This window comes from Pseudomonas sp. S32, assembly GCF_016648095.1.
GTDB lineage: Bacteria > Pseudomonadota > Gammaproteobacteria > Pseudomonadales > Pseudomonadaceae > Aquipseudomonas > Aquipseudomonas parafulva.
The window spans coordinates 51,858-71,098 of record NZ_JACVVF010000005.1; the positions used below are offsets into that span (position 1 = coordinate 51,858).

The following is a 19,241-nucleotide window of genomic DNA, read 5'->3' on the forward strand; positions in this document are numbered from 1 at the left end:
ACCTGTAGTGCTAGTGAAACGCCGATTCTACAAACAGCAATGGGTACAGCGAAATCACCAGCAGCAGGGCCATCAGGACATTGAACAGCATCAGCCAGCGCGGGTTCTGCAACACGCTGCGCAACGCGCTGCCAAACATCACCCAGATGCCGACGCTGGGCAAGTTCACCAACGCAAACAGCGCCGCGATCACTACCACGTTGGTGACGTACCCTTGAGCGGGTGTGTACGTGGTGATCGCGCCCACCGCCATCACCCAGGCTTTGGGGTTGACCCACTGGAAAGCAGCAGCTGCCCAGAAGCCTAATGGGTTACTCCCTTTGCTAGCCGCTGCGCCCACAGGCCCGGCGTTGGCAATCTTCCAGGCCAGGTAGAGCAGGTAGGCCGCACCCGCGTAGCGCAGCACGGTATACAGGGGCGGCCACGACTTGAACACTTCGCCCAGGCCAAGCCCCACCGCCAGCACCATCGCCATGAAACCGATGCTTACGCCCATGGCATGCGGGATCGTGCGGCGTACGCCGAAGTTCACCCCGGAGGCCAGCAACATGGTGTTGTTGGGCCCCGGGGTAATGGACGAAACGAAGGCGAACAGGATAAAAGCAGCGAGCAGGTCGACAGAGGCAAACATGGCCAGGCATTCCAGTAGGTGCGGTATGCCGTCACACTACCGGAGTCCGCCACCCGAGCGACCGATACAGTTACCTTTAATTAATGAGATACACCTCACTGTATTGCCAATTTTGAAACAGGGGTATTCATCATGAGCGTGGTTATTCGCCCGGCGGTGCGCACCGATGCGCAGCAGATTTTGACCTTCATCACCGAACTGGCGGAGTACGAGCGTGCCCGGCACGAAGTGCTGGCCACCTTGCAGGATATTGAACGTAGCCTGTTCGATGAGCACAGCACCGTGCAGTGCCTGATCGGCGAACGTGACGGCCAGGCCATTGGCTTCGCCGTGTATTTCCAAAGCTATTCCACCTGGCTGGGGCGCAGCGGCATTTACCTCGAAGACCTCTACATCACCCCGGATCAGCGCGGGGACGGTGCCGGCAAACAGATGCTCAGGTACATCGCCCGGGAGGCCGTGGCCCATGGCTGGGGCCGCCTGGAGTGGAGCGTGCTGGACTGGAACGAGCCAGCCATCAAGTTTTATGAGTCGCTGGGCGCGCAGCCGCAGGATGAGTGGGTGCGCTACCGCCTGGAGGGGGAGCAACTGCAAGCGTTTGCCCGTGACGGCTTGCCGGTTTGACAGGCAATTGACGGCTGGCCCACCTCGTGCTTTTCTAGTGCCCTGCGTCAAGGTGCCCCCCTGGGGGTGAAACGGGAAACCGGTGCGTCACAGGCCTGCAACAGGGCCTTGACCAAGCCGGTGCTGCCCCCGCAACGGTAAGCGAGCGAAGCGTCTGTACCACTGTGCCATCACCCTTGGCATGGGAAGGTGACGTTTTCAAGGAGCCAACCTCCTCCTCGCCAGCCCGGAGACCGGCCTTGCGCCTATGAACACCCCGCGGTGGGCGGGCGCTGTCGCATCCCCTGGGCGCCGCCCGGGGCTGCCGCGCTTGCCCGTTGCCCACAAAAAGCAGAGGAACGCGTCATGCCCGTCACCAGCGCCAACACTCCAAGTATCGCCACCCCCGTCACACTCAGCCAGCGCATTGCTGTTGCGGTAGGCGCCAGCCTGCTGGGGCTGTGCCTGGTCTACTTTGCCGGCTTTTCGCATATCGAAGCCGTACACAACGCTGCCCACGATACGCGCCACAGCGCCGCCTTCCCCTGCCACTGAGTAACCGCCAATGATCACGCGTATCGCCCGTACCGCGGGTTTCAGCGGGTTGCTTGCGGCCCTGTTGCTCACCCTGCTGCAAAGCTTCTGGGTCAGCCCGCTCATCTTGCAGGCCGAAACCTACGAAACCGCCGCCCCCGCCGAACAGCACGCCCATGGCGAGGGCGCAGCGGCGCACGAACACAGTGCTGAGGCCTGGTCGCCGGAAGATGGCTGGCAGCGAGTATTGTCCACCACCGGTGGCAACCTGGTGGTCGCAGTGGGCTTCGCCCTTATCCTCGCTGCCCTCTACAGCCTGCGGGAGCCCAAGCGTGTTGGTACCGGTGCGCTTTGGGGCCTGGCCGGCTTTGCGGTGTTTTGCCTGGCACCCACGTTAGGCCTGCCGCCAGAACTGCCGGGCACCGCTGCAGCGGACCTGGGCCAGCGCCAGGCCTGGTGGGTTGGCGCCGCCAGCGCAACAGCCCTGGGCCTGGCATTGGTAGTGTTCGCCCGCCACTGGCTGCTGAAGGTGCTTGGTGTGGTGGTGCTGGCAGTGCCCCACCTGATTGGTGCACCGCAACCCGAAGTGCACGAGAGCCTGGCGCCCGAGGCGCTGGAAGCTCAGTTCAAACTGGCCTCGTGGCTGACCAACGCTGCGTTCTGGCTGGCATTGGGCCTGCTCACCGCGTGGCTGTACCGCCGCCACAGCCAGGCCTGATGCCGGCAGTGTACGCGGGGTTTGGCTGCCGGCGGGGGTGCCCGGTGGGCGTTTTGCAGGCGCTTCTGCTCGCCGGCCTGGCCGAACGGGGCCTCGCCTTGAGTGACCTCCGCGGCATCGCCAGCATCGCACTCAAGGCTGGCGAACCCGGCCTGCTTCAGCTGGCCGAGCGCCTCGGCCTGCCACTGGTGCTGTACCCTGCGGTGCAACTGCAGGCCTACGAGCCGCTGCTCAGCCATCGCTCAGCCGCTGCGTATACCCACAGCGGTTGCTGGGGCGTCGCAGAAAGCACGGCCTTGGCGCTGGCCTGCCAGGCGGCAGGGCACGCCGAGCTACTGCTGCCCCGCCGGGTCATGGGCCCGGCAACACTGGCCATCGCAGGCTAGCCTGTTCATCTATTTACATCCAAGGATTTTCATGACGGTTTACTTCATCGGCGCCGGCCCCGGCGACCCGGAACTGATCACAGTCAAGGGCCAGCGGCTGATCCGCCAATGCCCCGTGATCATCTACGCCGGTTCCCTGGTGCCTGCCGCCGTGCTGGAAGGCAACCAGGCCGAAACCGTGATCAACAGCGCTGCGCTGGACCTGGAGCAGATCATCGGGGCCATGCGGGCAGCCCATGCCCTGGGCCAGGACGTGGCCCGGGTCCACAGCGGTGATCCAAGCCTGTATGGCGCCATCGGCGAGCAGATCCGCCATCTGCAGGCGTTGGGCATCGACTATCAGATTATCCCCGGCGTAACCGCCACTGCGGCCAGCGCCGCGCTGCTGGGGTGTGAACTGACCCTGCCAGAGGTCGCCCAGAGCGTCATCCTGACCCGCTTTGGCGCAAACTCCCCGATGCCGGCCGGGGAGCAGCTGGAAGACCTTGCACGCCACGGCACCACGCTGGCCATTCACCTTGGGGTCAAGCACCTGGCGCGTATCGTCGAGCTGCTGCTGCCGCACTATGGGCCACAGTGCCCCGTCGCGGTTGTGCACCGTGCCACCTGGCCCGACCAGGACTGGGTACGTGGCACGCTGGCGGACATCGTCGCAGGTGTGGCGACCAAGGGTTTCCGCCGTACTGCGCTGATTCTGGTCGGCCACGTGCTGGGAGAAACGCCGTTCGCTGAATCCGCCCTGTATCGCGCCGGGCACGCACACCTGTATCGCCCAGCGGGTTGAGTGTTGCAAGGCACTGCAATCCGGTAGCAGACTGACCAACCCCTTCCTGTTACCGGACACTCCCCCATGCTGGACTTGCGCCCCAACTGTGAATGCTGCGACGTCGACCTGCCCGGTGACAGCACTGACGCGTTTATCTGCTCGTTCGAGTGCACGTTCTGCCGCGGCTGCGCCGAAGGCCGCCTGCAACACCACTGCCCCAACTGCGGCGGGCAATTGCTCAGCCGCCCTGCAAGGGTGGGCCAGGCATTGGCGAACAACCCGGCCTCCACCCTGCGCGTCAATAAACATCACCCGGCTTGCGCCTGAGACCGGCAGGTAGGCTCCAGCGCCTGCCTGGGCGCGCGCCGCCGCCTCGTTTTGTAGGATTTTTCGACAGCACGGCCAAGGTTTATCAACACTTCTATACTCGGCATTACCAAACTTCCGTAATGGTCGTATCTTGCTGCGCTTCTGATTGACTCACTTGCAGAAGTATTCCTGGGTGCTCCAGGAAATGCACCACACCCTCACAGGAGTTTTCCTAATGACTACCGTGCTGATCGTCGACGATCACCCCATCGTCAGGCTATCCCTGCGCATGCTCCTTGAGCGTGAACGCTTCCACGTCATCGGCGAAGTCGGTAATGGCAGTGAAGTGGCGCAGGTAGCCCGTGAACTGAAGCCTGACGTGGTCATCCTCGACATCGGCTTGCCCGGCCTGGATGGCATGGAGGTGATCAAGCGCCTGCAGGCCATCGAGCCGGTGCCCAAGATCATGGTCCTGACGGGCCAGGCTACCGATCTGTATGTACGGCGCTGCCTGGATGCCGGCATTGGTGCCTTCGTGACCAAGGAAGAAGACCACGACGCCCTGCTGTTCGCCCTCAAGGCGTTGGTGAAGGGCTATTCAACATTCCCGCAGATGTCGGTAAACAGCAACTCGCTGGAAAGCGAGCCGGTACGCCTGGCCAGCCTGTCGAACCGCGAAATGGAAGTGTTGCGGCGCCTGGCACGTGGCGAGAGCAACAAGAACATCGGCAGTTGCATGAACCTCAGCGCCAAGACCATCAGCACCTACCGGGGCCGCATCATGGAAAAACTCAAGACCGAGTCGCTGGTTGAAATGGTCGACTTGGCCAAACGCAACAGCGTCTACTGAGCGGCGGGCGGCCATGAAACGACTGCTGGCTGGCGCCCTGCTGCTGCTCGCTTTGGCCGGCCCCGGCTGGCTGCTGGCCGCCAGCGAAACCCGCCAGCTGCTGGCCCGCTCGGTGAGCGTCACGCCACCCATGACGCTTACCCATGAAGAACGCCAGTGGCTGCAGCAGCGCAAGCGTATCGTCCTCGGTAGCTCAAGGCCCGACTATCCGCCATTCGAGATCAACGTCAGCCCGCAAGACTATGAAGGCATCAGCGCAGACTACGCCGGCATCATCGCCGAGCAATTGGGCGCGCCTATCGAGGTGCTGCGCTTCGACAGCCGCCACGAAGCCATCGCTGCGCTGCACGACGGGCGAATCGACCTGCTGGGCAGCTCGAACGGCTTTGAGGCCGCCGATGCTCAGCTCAGCCTCAGCGCACCTTACGCCGACGACTTGCCCGTGGTGGTCACCCGTGAGGGCCGCAACCTCAAGGACACGCCCGACCTGGCTGGCCTGCGCCTTGCCATGGTAGACCATTACCTGCCGGCCAACCGAGTGCGCGCACTGTACCCCAGTGCGCAACTGAGCCTGTATCGCTCTACCCAGGCCGGGCTGGCTGCCGTGGAGCTGGGTGAGGCGGATGCTTACCTGGGCGACGCCATCAGCACTGACTTTCTCATCGGCAAGACCTTTCAAGGCACTTTGAAAATTGACCACTTCTCCCAGGTGATTCCCGAGGCGTTTTCCTTTGCCATCGCCCGCGACACACCCCACCTGCGGCAGTTGGTAGACAGAGCCCTGGCGCGTATTGGCGAGAGTGAGCGCCTGAACATCCTGCGGCGCTGGAGCAGCGGCAACACCAGCCTGCTGCTGCAGCGCCACCTCAGCGCCCTGTCTGCCGAAGAGGAAGCCTGGATCATCGCCCACCCCGTTGTGGATGTGTTGATCAACCCGGCGCTGGCCCCCCTGACGTTCAACGACGCCGAACAACGCCCCACCGGCATCACCCTGGAGCTGCTCAAGCAGATCGGCCTGCGTACCGGCTTGCAGTTCAACCCTGTCGAGGGTGCATCGGCGCAGGATATGGTCGAACGGCTGGCACGCGGTGAGGCGCAGATGATCGGGGCCTTGGGCTATGGCGCGCAGCGATCCCGGCAATTGCGTTACACCCGGCCCTACCTGGTCAGCCCGCGGGTGTTGATCACCCGCGCTGATGACGCCTCCTCGTCGCGGGTCAAGGACCTTGGCCAACAGCGTATCGCCCTGGTGCGGGGCTCACCCCAGCGCGACATGCTGCAACGCCGCTACCCCCACGCCACGCTGATCGAGCTGGACAGCCCACTCGACCTCATGGAAGCACTGATCAAAGGTGCTGCGGACGTGGCACTCAGTAGCCACATCAATGCGGCCTACTACATCAGTCACGTGTTCAAGAACCGCCTGAAGATAGCCAGCGTCCTGGACGAAGACCCGGCCATTGCCGCGTTTGCGGTCGCACCGGATCAGCCGCGGTTGCAGGCTATCCTCGACAAGGCATTGCTGAGTATCCCACCCGAGGAACTTGAGCGGCTGATCAACCGTTGGCGTACCAGCACGCTGGTCAGTGACAGCCCATGGCGCAACTACCGTGACCTAGCGCTTCAAGTGCTGGTACTGGCCGCCCTATTGCTGGCCGGGGTAGTGTTCTGGAACAGCTACCTGCGCAAGCTGATCAACCAGCGCACCGAGGCACAGCACGCCTTGCAGGCCCAGTTGGCCCTGAGCCGCGGGCTACTGGAGCAGCTGCGGCACGCCAAGGAAGAAGCCGAACAGGCCAGCCAGACCAAAAGCACCTTCCTGGCGACCATGAGCCACGAAATCCGCACGCCAATGAACGCCGTCATCGGCTTGCTGGAGCTGGCCCTGGAAGACAGCCGAGACGGGCGTTGCGATACCCAGACCCTGCAAACTGCCCACGACTCGGCCCTGGGCCTGCTGGCGCTGATCGGCGATATTCTGGACATCTCGCGCATCGAGTCGGGGCATATCAGCCTGCAGCCGGTGCCGACCGACCTGGTCGAGCTGGTACAGGCCACACTGAGGGTGTTCGAAGGCAACGCCAGGGCCAAGGGGCTGCACTTGCACGGCGCCCTGCCGCCGCTGCCGGTGTGGGTGTCGGCCGACCCGCTGCGCCTCAAGCAGGTGCTGTCGAACCTGCTCAGCAATGCCATCAAGTTCACCGAGCGCGGCGAGGTTCAGGCCAGCCTGGTGCTGGCGGGCTCAGCTCCAGAAGGCCAGGTGCAGGTCGAATTGTGCGTACGCGATTCAGGGATCGGCATCAGCCCTGCCGACCAGGCCCGCCTGTTCAACGCCTTTGTCCAGGCCGACGGGCCACGTGCCCAGCAGGGTGCAGGCCTGGGGCTGGTGATCAGCCAGGCACTGGCAGAACTGATGGGTGGCACGTTGGCCCTGCACAGCGTCGAGGGCGTGGGCACCAAGGTGCAGGTCAGCCTGGCCTTGCCGGCGTGCGCTGCGCCGACAGCATCGGAGCCGACGCAGTTGGCGCTCGAAAGCAGCGGCGCTCCCCTGGACGTACTGGTAGCCGACGACTACCCCGCCAACCTGCTGTTGCTCGAAAGGCAACTGCGCACGCTGGGCCACCGCGTCACCCTGGCGCAAAACGGTGAAGCGGCGCTGGAGCGCTGGCAGGCAGCACACTTCGACCTGGTGATCACCGATTGCAGCATGCCGGTGATGGATGGCCATGAACTTACCCAGCGCATCCGCGCCATGGAGCACGAGCGCGGCCTGCCACCCTGCCGTATCGTGGGCGTGACCGCCAACGCACAGGCCGAGGAACGGGCGCGCTGCCTGGCCAGCGGTATGGATGACTGCCTGTTCAAACCCATCGGGTTGCGCACCTTGAAAGCCCACCTCCCCCAGGCCGACGCCGCTGTCACGCCCCCCCCTGCGAGCACCTCTGGCAATAGTTTCAACCTCGCAGAACTGCACCACCTGACCCGCAATGACGCCCAGCTGACCCGTCATCTGCTCGAGCAACTGTCCCAGAGCGTAGCCGAGGACCTGGCCACGTTGCGCGGTTTGGCGCCCGACGCCGCCGACGACTCGCTGCGGGCCTTGGTTCACCGGATAAAAGGTGGCGCCAAGATGATCCGCGTGCGCACCGTGGTGGCTCGCTGCGAAGCGGTGGAGCAGGCTGTGGCCAACGGGCAGCCCACACGCGAGCAGCAACAACTGCTGCAAGCCAGCCTGCAGACCCTGCTGGATGAACTGGGCAGCGCGCTCAGTGCAACTGCAATGTCGAGGTGATCTCGTCGATGGCATCCACCACGTGACGTGAGCCTTGCTGAATCTCCATGATCACCGTGCCCGCCTCGTTGGCCAGGGCAACGCCATGGCCGGTGCGTTCAAGGCTCGACTGCATGCTGGACACTGCGATACCTGACAGTTCACGGTTCTGCCTCACCACATCGACAATTTCCAGGGTGGCCTGGCTGGTCCTGGCCGCCAGGTTGCGTACCTCGTCGGCCACCACGGCGAAGCCGCGCCCATGCTCACCGGCGCGCGCCGCTTCAATGGCAGCATTCAAGGCCAGCAGGTTGGTCTGGTCGGCAATGCCACGAATGGTCAGCACGATCTGGGCGATTTCATCCGACTGCTTGCTCACGGCATCCAGGCTGCGCGCCGCCTGGTTCAGCTCCTGGGAGATGTGTTCGATGACCTGCACCGCCTGCTGTACCACCTCGGTGCCTTTGCGCGCGCAGGCATCGGCCTGTACGGAACTGGCATGAGCGGCATCGGCCGCCCGCTGCTGGGTGCTGACCTGATGGGTGATGTCGCTGGCAAACTTCACCACCTTGTACAAGCGGCCCTTGCTGTCGAAGATCGGGTTGTAGGACGCCTCCAGGAACACCGTCTGGCCCGACTTGCTGACCCGCTCGAAGCGATGGGAATGGTACTCGCCACGGTTCAACGATGCCCAGAACTCACGGTAAGCAGGGGATTCGCGTTCAGCCGGCAGGCAGAACAGACCGTGATGCCTGCCCACCACCTCGTCCAGCGTGTAGCCCATGGTGTCGAGAAAGTTCTGGTTGGCCTGCATCACCCGGCCTGCCGGGGTGAACTCGATCACGGCCATCGACCGGCCTATGGCGTTCAGCCAACGTTCGCGCTCATGTTCCAGTGCTGCGCGCTGGCTGATGTCTGCGGCCACCTTGATCACGCTCACTACCTGTTGCTGCGCATCGAGCACAGGCATGTAGCTGGCCTCAAGCCATACCTCACGGCCCTGCTTGTCGATACGCTCGAAGGTGCCGCTGACAGGCGTGCCCTGCCCCAGGTCATGCCACAACTGCCGGTACTGCGCGCTGTCGGCATAATCGGGCGCGCAGAACAACCGGTGGTGGCGACCGCGCAGCTCTTCGGCGTCATAGCCCATGGCGTGGCAAAAGCGCGGGTTGGCATCGATGATGATGCCGTCAGGGGTAAATTCGATCATTGCCATGCACTGGCTGATGGCGGCGAGTTTGGCCTTGGCATCAGCCAGTGCCTGGTGGCTGCGCTGGATTTCTTCCAGGTCGGACTTGCGATGGAAATCGAACATACCCCGGCCTCCTTTCCGCTCGGTGTTCAGAGCATAGATCGCCGTTTGCACCGCGTGAGGCCCATGCGCCGCCATGGGCGTCAGGTGCTTTCGCGCACCATCAGCTCGAAGCCCAAGTCCTGCTGGCTTGGCGCCACCGCTTTGCCATCAAGCAGCGCAAGCAATACCTGGGCAGCGCTCCGACCAACGGCAGCTCTAGGGGTACGAATGGACGTGAGCCTGGGCACCATGTGCGCGGACGCCGGCAGGTCATTGAAGCCGACCATGGCCACTCGCTGGGGCACCTGCACGCCCTGGCGCAGCGCCTGCAGCACCGCGCCCTGCGCCAGGTCGTCGTTGCAGAAGAAGATACCGTCGACATCCGGCGCCTGCTCCAGCAACTGGCTGAACAGCTCGCCGCCCAGCGCGATGGAAGACGGCTCAGGCGTCAGCACCTCCCGTTCGGCTACGTGAAGGCCGGCTTCAGCCAAGGCCTGGCGAAAACCTTCGGCGCGCTGCATCACCCGTGGGTCCAGTTGGGCCGCTATGAAGCCAAGCCGGGTGCGGCCGCGCTCAATGAGGTGGCGCGCTGCTGCCCGGCCAGCCTGTTGCTGCGAGAAACCGACGGAAAATGCCTCTGACGTTTCGTCGAGTTCCATCATGTGCACGCAAGGTACCCCACTGGCCGCCAGCATCTGGCGGGAAGGCTCGCTGCGCTCGAAGCCTGTAAGCAACATGCCGCACGGCTGGTAGGCCAGGTAGTTGCGGATCAGGTTTTCTTCTTCGGCCAGGTCGTAGTGGTAATTGCCGATCAGCACCTCGAGCCCACGCGGGCGCATGACCTCGTGGATGGCCTCCAAAGTGTCGATGAACAGTTGGTTGGACAGCGACGGGATCAGCACCACCACCGACTGGCTGCGTGCCGACGCCAAAGCACGGGCAGCCGGGTTTGCCACATAACCCAGGCTGGCAGCAGCAGCAGCAACCTTGGCCGCCAGCTCTGGCGCCACGGTACTGACCCCACGCAGGGCACGGGATGCGGTAATCGGGGAAACCCCGGAAAGCCTGGCCACTTCTGCCAGGGTGGGACGGCCAGTGGTGCGGGAGCCAATGCGGGACATGATGTTGTAATTTTACTACTTGCAAGGAGTGGGAACGGCCTCTAAGGTAGCGCTGTCCCAAGAAGCAGGCAACGTGTCTTTGGCCATCGCGCCGCACGCGCTTGCAGATGGGCGTCCATACTGCGTTTGCACAAGACCAATAACACCGGGGAGGTTGCGTTTCGTCCTCGACGAGACAGCGCTATCTCACCCCGCAGGAGGTACTGATGAACTCTTCCCTGCCCGCCATTGTGGTAATGGGAGTGGCCGGCTGCGGCAAAAGCAGCATTGGCGCTGCTATTGCTGCCAGAAGCGGCGGCCGCCTGATCGAGGGCGACGCCTTCCACCCCGCCGACAATATTCGCAAGATGAGCGCCGGCATTGCGCTGGATGACGATGACCGCGCAGGCTGGCTGGTGCGCCTGGGCCAAGAACTGCAAGCCAGCGCCCAGGCAGGCGAGCGGCCCATCCTGACCTGCTCTGCGCTCAAACAGCGCTACCGCGACACCTTGCGCGCAGCCATGCCGGGCCTGGTGTTCGTGTTTCTGGAACTGTCGCCCGCCCAAGCGGAACAACGGGTACTGGCGCGCCCCGGGCACTTCATGCCCGCCAGCCTGATCGACAGCCAGTTCGCGGCGCTTGAGCCGCCCCACGGTGAGCCACGCACGCTGGCACTGGATGCCACCCAACCCATCACCGCCCTGGCCGAAGCCGTAGACACCTGGCTAAAGCGCTGCGGTGATCAGGTACTGGCGCAAAGCGCCTGACGCGGCGTTTGCCTGATCACCAGAGACAGCGCTACCCCACCCTCGCCAAAGGGTTGATCCAACAACAGCATTGCCAAAACAACGATAAGACCGAGGCCTTCACATCATGTTCGGACTGGCTACTGATACCTTCCTGCTGCTCGACGCGCTGGTCACCATCGTCGGGCTGATCCTGCTCATCACCCACTTCAAGGTTCACCCCTTCGTCGCCCTTACCTTGGCCGCAGGCTTTCTGGGCCTGACCTCCGGCATGCCGGTGGCAAAGGTCATGAAGTCGTTCCAGGACGGCTTTGGCGGCGTATTGGGTTTCGTCGGCATTGTGCTGGCGCTGGGCACTATGCTCGGCAAGCTGATGGCCGACTCCGGGGGGGCTGACCAGATCGCCCAGACCCTCATCCGCGCCTTCGGCAAGAAAAACGTGCATTGGGCCATGATGTTCGCCGCCTTCCTGGTGGGCATCCCGCTGTTTTTCGAAATCGGCTTCGTGCTGCTGATACCGCTGGTATTCATCGTGGCGCGGCGCTCCGGGGTCTCGCTGATCAAGATCGGCATCCCATTGCTGGCCGGCCTGTCAGTGGTGCACGGCCTGGTCCCACCGCACCCGGGCCCGCTGCTGGCCATCGGCATCTTCCATGCAGACATCGGCAAGACCATCTTCTACGGCCTGATCGTAGCGCTGCCGACCGCCATCATCGCCGGCCCGCTGTTCGGCAACTTCATCTCTCGCTACATCCCGGGCCAGCCATCCCAGGAGCTGATGGACCAGATTGCCAAGGAATCCGACCAGGGCAACCTGCCCAGCTTCAGCGTGACCCTGATCACCGTGTTGCTGCCGGTGGTGCTGATGCTGCTCAAAACCTTCGCCGACGTGGTACTGCCAGCCGAGCATATCGTGCGTCAGTGGATGGACCTGATCGGCCACCCCATTACCGCGCTGCTGGCGGCACTGTTGCTGGCTTTCTACACCTTCGGCTCGGCCCGCGGCTTCAACCGCCAGCAGATCATGAAGATGCTCGACCACAGCCTGGCGCCCACCGCAGCCATTGTGCTGATCGTGGGTGCCGGTGGCGGCTTCAAGCAGATGCTGGTGGATACCGGCGTGGGCAACGTGATCGGGCAGATGGCCGTGCAGGCCGAAATCTCCCCGATTCTACTGGCCTGGCTGGTAGCGGCGGTAATCCGTATCGCCACTGGCTCCGCCACGGTGGCAACCATCACCGGGGCCGGCATCGTCGCGCCGGTGATCGACCTCGTACCCGGGGTGAACCGTGAGCTGCTGGTATTGGCGACGGGCGCGGGCTCGCTGATCCTGTCGCATGTGAACGATGCGGGCTTCTGGTTGGTGAAGCAGTACTTCAACATGACCGTGGCGGAAACCTTCAAGACCTGGAGCATGATGGAGACCATTCTGTCGGTCGTCGGCATTATCTTCATCATGTTGCTGTCGCTGGTGGTGTGACCGTTGATCGGGGTAATGGCACCTTGACGCCGTGGGCAGGGCCAAACCTTGCGTAACCGCCCTGCCCTAAGCCAAGGAGACTGCCATGACCCGTTCGAGCATCCTGCTGGTCGCATTGCTGGCCTCGCCGTTGACGTTCGCCGCTGGCACCGGCCCCACGTACCCGGACGACCCGCACAGCCAAGCGCCCAAACCCGGTGTGGACAGCACCTTGAACCCGATTGAAAAGCCCGTGCCTACCGACACCGACCCCCGCCTGCAAGGCCATGACCCAGACAGCCCGCCTGCCATACAGAACGACAACCGCGACTTGCCAGGCATAGACGCCACCGGTTCGGAAGGTGCAGGCAAGAGCGGCCAGGGTGCTGCCAAACCCTGATAACGGGTTGCATCACGGTGAATGAGCCCCGCCTATCATTCGCCGTGATAATAAAGTTCAGCCCGTTCGATTCGTGCCCTACGTGCAACACACTCACACTCCGCCCATTACTAATAGGTTGGCGGAGTTCTCCATGGAACCATCACTCAAATCCCTGCGCTTGCCCCTCACTGCCCTGGCAGTCGTGGTGGTCAGCGCGTGCGGTCGTACCCCCGACACCGCGCAGGCTCCGGCTGCGCCGAAGGTCACCGTCGCCAAGGTGATCGAACAGCCGATCAACGAGTGGGATGAGTTCACCGGGCGCCTGGAAGCGCCGGAAACCGTCGAAATACGCCCACGGGTATCGGGCCAGATCGACCAAGTGGCGTTCACCGAAGGCGCCCAGGTACGCAAGGGCGACCTGCTGTTCCAGATCGACCCACGGCCGTTCCAGGCCGAAGTACGGCGCCTGGAAGCCCAGGTTCAACAGGCCAAGGCCACCGCCATTCGCAGTGCCAACGAAGCCCGCCGCGGCGAACGGCTGCGTGACAGCAATGCCATCTCTGCGGAGTTGGCCGAGTCGCGCAGCAGCGCGGCCGCCGAGGCACGTGCCGGGGTCGACGCGATCCAGGCGCAGCTCGACCTGGCCCGCCTCAACCTCAGCTTCACCCGCGTGACCGCGCCCATCAGTGGCCGGGTCAGCCGCGCTGAATTCACCGCCGGCAACATCGTTACCGCCGATGTCACACCGCTCACCAGTGTGGTTTCGACCGACAAGGTGTACGCCTACTTCGATGCCGACGAGCGCGTCTACCTCAAGTACACCCAGCTGGCCCGCGACGGCCAGCGCGGTCAGACCACGCCGGTGTACCTGGGGCTGACCAACGAGAACGGCAACCCACACCTGGGCCAGATGAACTTCGTCGACAACCAGGTCAACCCGCGCACCGGCACCATCCGTGGCCGCGCGGTGTTCGACAACAAGGCCGGCGGCTTCACCCCGGGGCTGTACGCCCGGCTCAAGCTGGTGGGCAGTGCCCAGTACGATGCTGTGCTGATCAACGATGAAGCCGTGGGTACCGACCTTGGCAAGAAGTTCGTGCTGGTCATGGACAAGGACAACAAGGCAGCGTACCGCGCCGTCGAACTGGGGCCCAAGCTCGAAGGGCTGCGCATCGTGCGCAGTGGCCTGGGCAAGGATGACCGCATCGTGGTCAAGGGCCTGCAACGCGTACGCCCGGGCTCCCAGGTAACGCCAGAGGAGACGCCGATGGCCAGCGAACAGACGCTGGCTGCACTCGCCCAGCAGCGCCAGGCACTGGAAGCCAGCAACCCCGCGCCCAAGGTGGCAGGCAATAACGCTAAAGCTGCCAGTGCCCAAGCGCCGCGCGGTTAAGGGAACACACCGATGAACTTCTCAAAATTCTTCATCACCCGGCCTATCTTCGCCGCGGTGCTGTCGCTGGTACTGCTGATTGCCGGCTCGATTTCACTGTTCCAGCTGCCGATCAGCGAATACCCCGAAGTGGTGCCGCCCACGGTGGTGGTGCGCGCCAACTTCCCCGGTGCCAACCCCAAGGTCATCGGCGAAACCGTCGCGGCGCCGCTGGAGCAGGCTATCACCGGGGTGGAGAACATGCTGTACATGTCTTCCCAGTCCACCGCCGATGGCAAGCTGACGCTGACCATCACTTTCGCCTTGGGCACCGACCTGGACAACGCTCAGGTGCAAGTGCAGAACCGCGTGACCCGCACCCAGCCCAAGCTGCCAGAAGAAGTGACCCGCATCGGTATTACCGTGGACAAGGCGTCCCCGGACCTGACCATGGTGGTGCACCTGACCTCACCGGACAACCGCTACGACATGCTGTACCTGTCCAACTACGCCATCCTCAACATCAAGGACGAACTGGCGCGCCTGGGCGGTGTGGGCGACGTGCAGCTGTTCGGCATGGGTGACTACTCACTGCGCGTCTGGCTTGACCCGAACAAGACCGCCTCGCGCAACCTGACCGCCAGCGACGTGGTGGCCGCGATCCGTGAGCAGAACCGTCAGGTGGCGGCAGGCCAGCTGGGAGCACCGCCCGCACCGGGCTCCACCAGCTTCCAGCTGTCGATCAACACCCAGGGCCGGCTGGTCAACGAAGAAGAGTTCGAGAACATCATCATCCGCGCTGGCGCGGACGGCGAAATCACGCGCCTGAAGGACATCGCCCGGGTGGAGCTCGGTTCCAGCCAGTACGCCCTTCGCTCGCTGCTGAACAACCAGCCGGCGGTCGCCATCCCGATCTTCCAGCGCCCAGGCTCCAATGCCATCGACATCTCGGACGAGGTACGGGCGAAGATGGCCGAACTGAAAAAAGACTTCCCCGAGGGCATGGACTACAGCATCGTCTACGACCCAACCGTCTTCGTCCGCGGCTCCATCGAGGCGGTGGTGCACACCCTGTTCGAAGCGCTGGTACTGGTGGTACTGGTGGTGATCCTGTTCCTGCAGACCTGGCGCGCCTCGATCATCCCACTGCTGGCGGTACCGGTTTCGCTGATTGGTACGTTTGCCGTCATGCACCTGTTCGGGTTTTCGCTCAACGCGTTGTCCCTGTTCGGCCTGGTACTGGCGATCGGTATCGTGGTGGATGACGCCATCGTCGTGGTGGAGAACGTCGAGCGCAACATCGGCCTGGGCCTGAAACCGCTGGAGGCCACCCAGAAAGCCATGAGCGAGGTCACCGGCCCGATCATCGCCACCGCGCTGGTGCTGTGCGCAGTGTTCGTGCCTGCCGCGTTCATTTCTGGCCTCACCGGGCAGTTCTACAAACAGTTTGCGCTCACCATCGCCATTTCCACCGTGATCTCGGCGTTCAACTCCCTGACCCTGTCACCGGCCCTGGCCGCGGTACTGCTAAAGGAACACCATGCGCCCAGGGACCGCTTCTCGCGCCTGCTCGACAGGTTGCTGGGCAGCTGGCTGTTCGCGCCGTTCAACCGCTTCTTCGACCGTGCCAGCCACCGCTATGTGGGCGGCGTGCGCCGGGTCATCCGCTCCAGCGGCATTGCACTGTTCGTGTATGCCGGGCTGATGGGCCTGACCTACCTGGGCTTCTCGTCGACCCCGACGGGTTTCGTGCCCGCCCAGGACAAGCAGTACCTGGTGGCCTTCGCCCAACTGCCGGACGCCGCCAGCCTGGACCGCACCGAAGCGGTCATCAAACGCATGAGCGAAATCGCCCTCAAGCAACCCGGCGTGGCCGACTCGGTGGCCTTCCCTGGCCTGTCGATCAACGGTTTCACCAACAGCCCGAACAGCGGCATCGTGTTCACGCCGCTCAAGCCCTTTGACCAGCGCAAGGACCCGAGCCAGTCGGCTGCAGCCATTGCTGCCGCGCTGAACGCCCAGTTCGCCGACATCCAGGACGCCTACATCGCCATTTTCCCGCCACCACCAGTACAAGGCCTGGGCACCATCGGCGGTTTCCGCCTGCAGATCGAAGACCGCGGCAACCTGGGTTATGAAGCACTGTATAAAGAAACCCAGAACATCATCGCCAAGAGCCACGACGTGCCAGAGCTGGCGGGCTTGTTCACCAGCTACCAGGTGAATGTGCCTCAGGTGGACGCGGCCATCGACCGGGAAAAAGCCAAGACCCATGGCGTGGCGATCACCGATATCTTCGACACCCTGCAGGTGTATCTGGGCTCGCTGTACACCAACGACTTCAACCGCTTCGGGCGCACCTACCAGGTGAACGTCCAGGCTGAACAGCAGTTCCGCCTGGATGCGGAGCAGATCGGCCAGCTTAAGGTGCGCAACAACCTGGGCGAAATGATCCCGCTGGCCACGTTCCTCAAGGTCAGCGACACATCCGGGCCTGATCGGGTGATGCATTACAACGGTTTCATCACCGCCGAGATCAATGGCGCAGCAGCCCCCGGCTACAGCTCGGGCCAAGCCGAGGCGGCCATCGAAAAACTGCTCAAGCAGGAACTGCCCAACGGCATGACCTACGAATGGACCGACCTTACCTACCAACAAATCCTGTCGGGCAATACGGCGTTGTTTGTGTTCCCGCTGTGCGTGCTGCTGGCCTTCCTGGTGCTTGCCGCCCAGTACGAGAGCTGGAGCCTGCCGTTGGCGGTGATCCTGATCGTGCCCATGACGCTGCTGTCGGCCATCACCGGGGTGATCGTGTCGGGCGGTGACAACAACATCTTCACCCAGATCGGCCTGATCGTACTGGTGGGCCTTGCCTGCAAGAACGCCATCCTGATCGTCGAGTTCGCCAAGGACGAACAGGCCAAGGGCCTCGACCCGCTGGCAGCCGTGCTCGAAGCATGCCGCCTGCGCCTGCGCCCGATCCTGATGACATCGATCGCCTTCATCATGGGTGTGGTGCCGCTGGTGTTCAGCTCCGGGGCCGGCTCGGAAATGCGCCATGCCATGGGTGTGGCAGTGTTCTCGGGGATGATCGGCGTGACGGTGTTCGGCCTGTTCCTCACCCCGGTGTTCTTCTTCCTGATCCGCCGTTTCGTCGAACGTCGCCAGGCCCGCAAGGCCCAGCACGCGCCTTCGCTGGAGAGCCACGCATGAACCTGCTCAAACCCTTGACCCCAAGCCTGCTGGCATTGGCCCTGGCAGCCTGCGCCGTGGGGCCGGACTACAAAGCCCCGGCCACTGCCCCTGCGCAATTGGCGGGTGACAGCCAGGCCCAGGGCTATGACCGCAGCCGCTTCGAAACCCTGTGGTGGAAGCAGTTCGACGACCCGGTGCTGAACCAGCTGGTTCAGGCTTCGTTGCAGGGCAACCGCGACTTGCGGGTAGCCTTTGCTCGGCTGAAGGCTGCGCGTTCGATCCGTGAGGACGCCGAGAACGACCCCTTCCCCGTGGTCACCAGCCGCGCCAGCAGTGAGATTGGCAAAGGCCAGGTGCCAGGCCAGACGGAGCGCCGGGTCAACACCGAGCGCTATGACCTGGGCCTGGACATGGCGTGGGAACTTGACCTGTTCGGCCGCATCCAGCGTCAGATAGAAGCCAGCCAGGCGCAGGAGGCGGCGGCAGCCGCAGACCTGCAACAGTTGCAGGTCAGCCTGATTGCCGAGCTGGTGGATGCCTACGGCCAGTTGCGCGGGGCACAATTGCGCGAAAAGATCGCCTTGGCCAACCTCAAGACGCAGCAGCAATCACGCACCATCACCGAAACCCTGCGCGATGCGGGGGTGGGCAACGAGCTGGATGTGGTGCGTGCCGATGCCCGCCTGGCCGGTGTGGAAGCCAGCGTACCGCAACTGCAGACGCAACAGGCCCGGGCACGGCACCGCATTGCCACGCTGCTCGGGCAACGCCCCGAAGCGCTCAGCGTCGACCTGGCGCCCAAGGCGCTGCCTGCCATCGCCAAGGCCCTGCCGGTGGGCGACCCCGGCGAGTTGCTGCGCCGGCGCCCGGATATCCGCAGTGCCGAGCGCCAGTTGGCCGCTGCCACGGCCAACGTGGGCGTTGCCACCGCCGACCTGTTCCCGCGGGTCAGCCTCAGCGGGTTCCTGGGGTTCACCGCGGCCCGGGGCTCGCAGATCGGCTCGTCGGCGGCCAACGCCTGGGCGCTTGGGCCGAGCATCACCTGGGCCGCGTTCGACCTGGGCAGCGTGCGTGCGCGGCTGCGGGGTGCCAAGGCCGACGCCGAGGGTGCTTTGGCCAACTATGAGCAACAGGTGTTGCTGGCCCTTGAAGAGTCGGCCAACGCCTTCAGCGATTACGACAAGACCCAGCAGCGGCTGCTGTCGCTGATGCGTCAGAGCGACGCCAGCCGCAAGGCTGCGGAACTGGCCTCGATCCGTTACCGCGAAGGCACGGTGGACTACCTGGTCTTGCTCGATGCCGAGCGCGAACGGCTGAGCGCCGAAGATGCCCAGGCGCTGGGTGAAGTCGACCTGTACCGCGGCATTGTCGCCATCTACAAGGCCCTGGGTGGCGGCTGGCAACCTGAAACGCTTGCCCGCGCGCACTGAGGTCCCTTTTCCAAGGCTCCTTTGGTTGGCTCGTCCAGCCAGCGTTTGCCCCGCCGGCTTGTGCCAGCGGGGCTTTTTTTGCTGGGTGTGCCATGAGTGGTCGTTGCAACGGAGTCTGCGGCGATTTGATTGAGCGCCGCTTGCGCGGCGCATCGCGAGCTGCGCTCGCTCCTACAGTGTTGCGTGCGCACCCAA

Annotated in this window: 17 protein-coding genes, 1 pseudogene and 1 riboswitch; of the genes and pseudogenes, 14 read left to right on the plus strand and 4 right to left on the minus strand. The window is 63.9% G+C overall.

Annotation, left to right across the window (positions count from 1 at the left end):
- Nucleotides 1-10: 10 nt before the first annotated feature.
- Nucleotides 11-631, minus strand: coding sequence for a LysE family translocator (locus tag IAE38_RS04305; RefSeq protein WP_201216141.1), 621 nt, complete (start codon nt 629-631; stop codon nt 11-13).
- A gap of 132 nt (nt 632-763) precedes the next feature.
- Between IAE38_RS04305 and IAE38_RS04310 the strand changes: the two genes are divergently transcribed.
- The 8 genes from IAE38_RS04310 to IAE38_RS04345 all read left to right on the plus strand — a co-directional run bounded on the left by IAE38_RS04310 (nt 764) and on the right by IAE38_RS04345 (nt 8,089).
- Nucleotides 764-1,255, plus strand: coding sequence for a GNAT family N-acetyltransferase (locus IAE38_RS04310; RefSeq protein WP_201216143.1), 492 nt, complete (start codon nt 764-766; stop codon nt 1,253-1,255).
- Nucleotides 1,256-1,288: 33 nt separating this feature from the next.
- A riboswitch (cobalamin riboswitch) is annotated at nt 1,289-1,512 on the plus strand.
- Between the two features lie 88 nt (nt 1,513-1,600).
- Entirely contained in the window at nt 1,601-1,789 is a 189-nt protein-coding gene (locus tag IAE38_RS04315) for a CbtB domain-containing protein (protein ID WP_201161684.1), read from the plus strand.
- A 10-nt stretch (nt 1,790-1,799) separates the two neighbouring features.
- A complete protein-coding gene (locus IAE38_RS04320; protein ID WP_201216145.1) occupies nt 1,800-2,486 on the plus strand; it encodes a CbtA family protein in 687 nt (228 codons plus the stop codon).
- Entirely contained in the window at nt 2,486-2,872 is a 387-nt protein-coding gene (locus IAE38_RS04325) for a cobalamin biosynthesis protein (RefSeq protein ID WP_201216148.1), read from the plus strand. The genes IAE38_RS04320 and IAE38_RS04325 overlap by 1 nt, the downstream gene beginning before the upstream one ends.
- 31 nt (nt 2,873-2,903) lie before the next feature.
- Entirely contained in the window at nt 2,904-3,656 is a 753-nt protein-coding gene (gene cobM / locus IAE38_RS04330; RefSeq protein ID WP_201216149.1) for a precorrin-4 C(11)-methyltransferase, read from the plus strand.
- Between the two features lie 66 nt (nt 3,657-3,722).
- Nucleotides 3,723-3,965, plus strand: coding sequence for a DUF1272 domain-containing protein (locus IAE38_RS04335; RefSeq protein ID WP_201216151.1), 243 nt, complete (start codon nt 3,723-3,725; stop codon nt 3,963-3,965).
- Nucleotides 3,966-4,182: 217 nt separating this feature from the next.
- Nucleotides 4,183-4,797, plus strand: a complete 615-nt coding sequence (locus IAE38_RS04340) for a response regulator transcription factor (protein ID WP_028633925.1) — start codon at nt 4,183-4,185, stop codon at nt 4,795-4,797.
- 13 nt (nt 4,798-4,810) lie between these two features.
- Nucleotides 4,811-8,089: a transporter substrate-binding domain-containing protein gene (locus tag IAE38_RS04345; RefSeq protein WP_201216153.1), complete on the plus strand. Its 3,279-nt coding sequence runs from the start codon at nt 4,811-4,813 to the stop codon at nt 8,087-8,089.
- Here IAE38_RS04345 and IAE38_RS24225 read toward each other — a convergent pair.
- The 3 genes and pseudogenes from IAE38_RS24225 to IAE38_RS04355 all read right to left on the minus strand — a co-directional run bounded on the left by IAE38_RS24225 (nt 8,064) and on the right by IAE38_RS04355 (nt 10,483).
- Complete coding sequence (locus tag IAE38_RS24225) at nt 8,064-8,522, minus strand: methyl-accepting chemotaxis protein (protein ID WP_442968259.1); 459 nt, start codon at nt 8,520-8,522, stop codon at nt 8,064-8,066. The two genes, IAE38_RS04345 and IAE38_RS24225, sit on opposite strands and share 26 nt — an antisense overlap.
- Nucleotides 8,523-8,597: 75 nt before the next feature.
- A pseudogene (locus IAE38_RS24230) lies at nt 8,598-9,458 on the minus strand (PAS domain-containing protein); the annotation flags it as partial.
- A 5-nt stretch (nt 9,459-9,463) separates the two neighbouring features.
- Complete coding sequence (locus IAE38_RS04355) at nt 9,464-10,483, minus strand: LacI family DNA-binding transcriptional regulator (RefSeq protein WP_201216157.1); 1,020 nt, start codon at nt 10,481-10,483, stop codon at nt 9,464-9,466.
- Between the two features lie 206 nt (nt 10,484-10,689).
- On the opposite strand from IAE38_RS04355, the gene IAE38_RS04360 reads away from it, so the two are divergent.
- The 6 genes from IAE38_RS04360 (at nt 10,690) to IAE38_RS04385 (ending at nt 19,046) form a co-directional block, all read left to right on the plus strand.
- Entirely contained in the window at nt 10,690-11,229 is a 540-nt protein-coding gene (locus tag IAE38_RS04360) for a gluconokinase (protein ID WP_201161677.1), read from the plus strand.
- Between the two features lie 106 nt (nt 11,230-11,335).
- Nucleotides 11,336-12,688, plus strand: coding sequence for a GntP family permease (locus IAE38_RS04365; RefSeq protein WP_028633920.1), 1,353 nt, complete (start codon nt 11,336-11,338; stop codon nt 12,686-12,688).
- A gap of 85 nt (nt 12,689-12,773) precedes the next feature.
- On the plus strand, nt 12,774-13,067 hold the full coding sequence (locus tag IAE38_RS04370; RefSeq protein WP_201216159.1) for a hypothetical protein: 294 nt from the start codon (nt 12,774-12,776) through the stop codon (nt 13,065-13,067).
- Between the two features lie 133 nt (nt 13,068-13,200).
- Complete coding sequence (gene mexE / locus IAE38_RS04375; RefSeq protein WP_201161674.1) at nt 13,201-14,442, plus strand: multidrug efflux RND transporter periplasmic adaptor subunit MexE; 1,242 nt, start codon at nt 13,201-13,203, stop codon at nt 14,440-14,442.
- Nucleotides 14,443-14,454: 12 nt separating this feature from the next.
- Complete coding sequence (locus IAE38_RS04380; RefSeq protein WP_201161673.1) at nt 14,455-17,634, plus strand: efflux RND transporter permease subunit; 3,180 nt, start codon at nt 14,455-14,457, stop codon at nt 17,632-17,634.
- Nucleotides 17,631-19,046: an efflux transporter outer membrane subunit gene (locus IAE38_RS04385; RefSeq protein WP_201216161.1), complete on the plus strand. Its 1,416-nt coding sequence runs from the start codon at nt 17,631-17,633 to the stop codon at nt 19,044-19,046. Before IAE38_RS04380 ends, IAE38_RS04385 begins: the two co-directional genes overlap by 4 nt.
- Nucleotides 19,047-19,241: the final 195 nt, after the last annotated feature.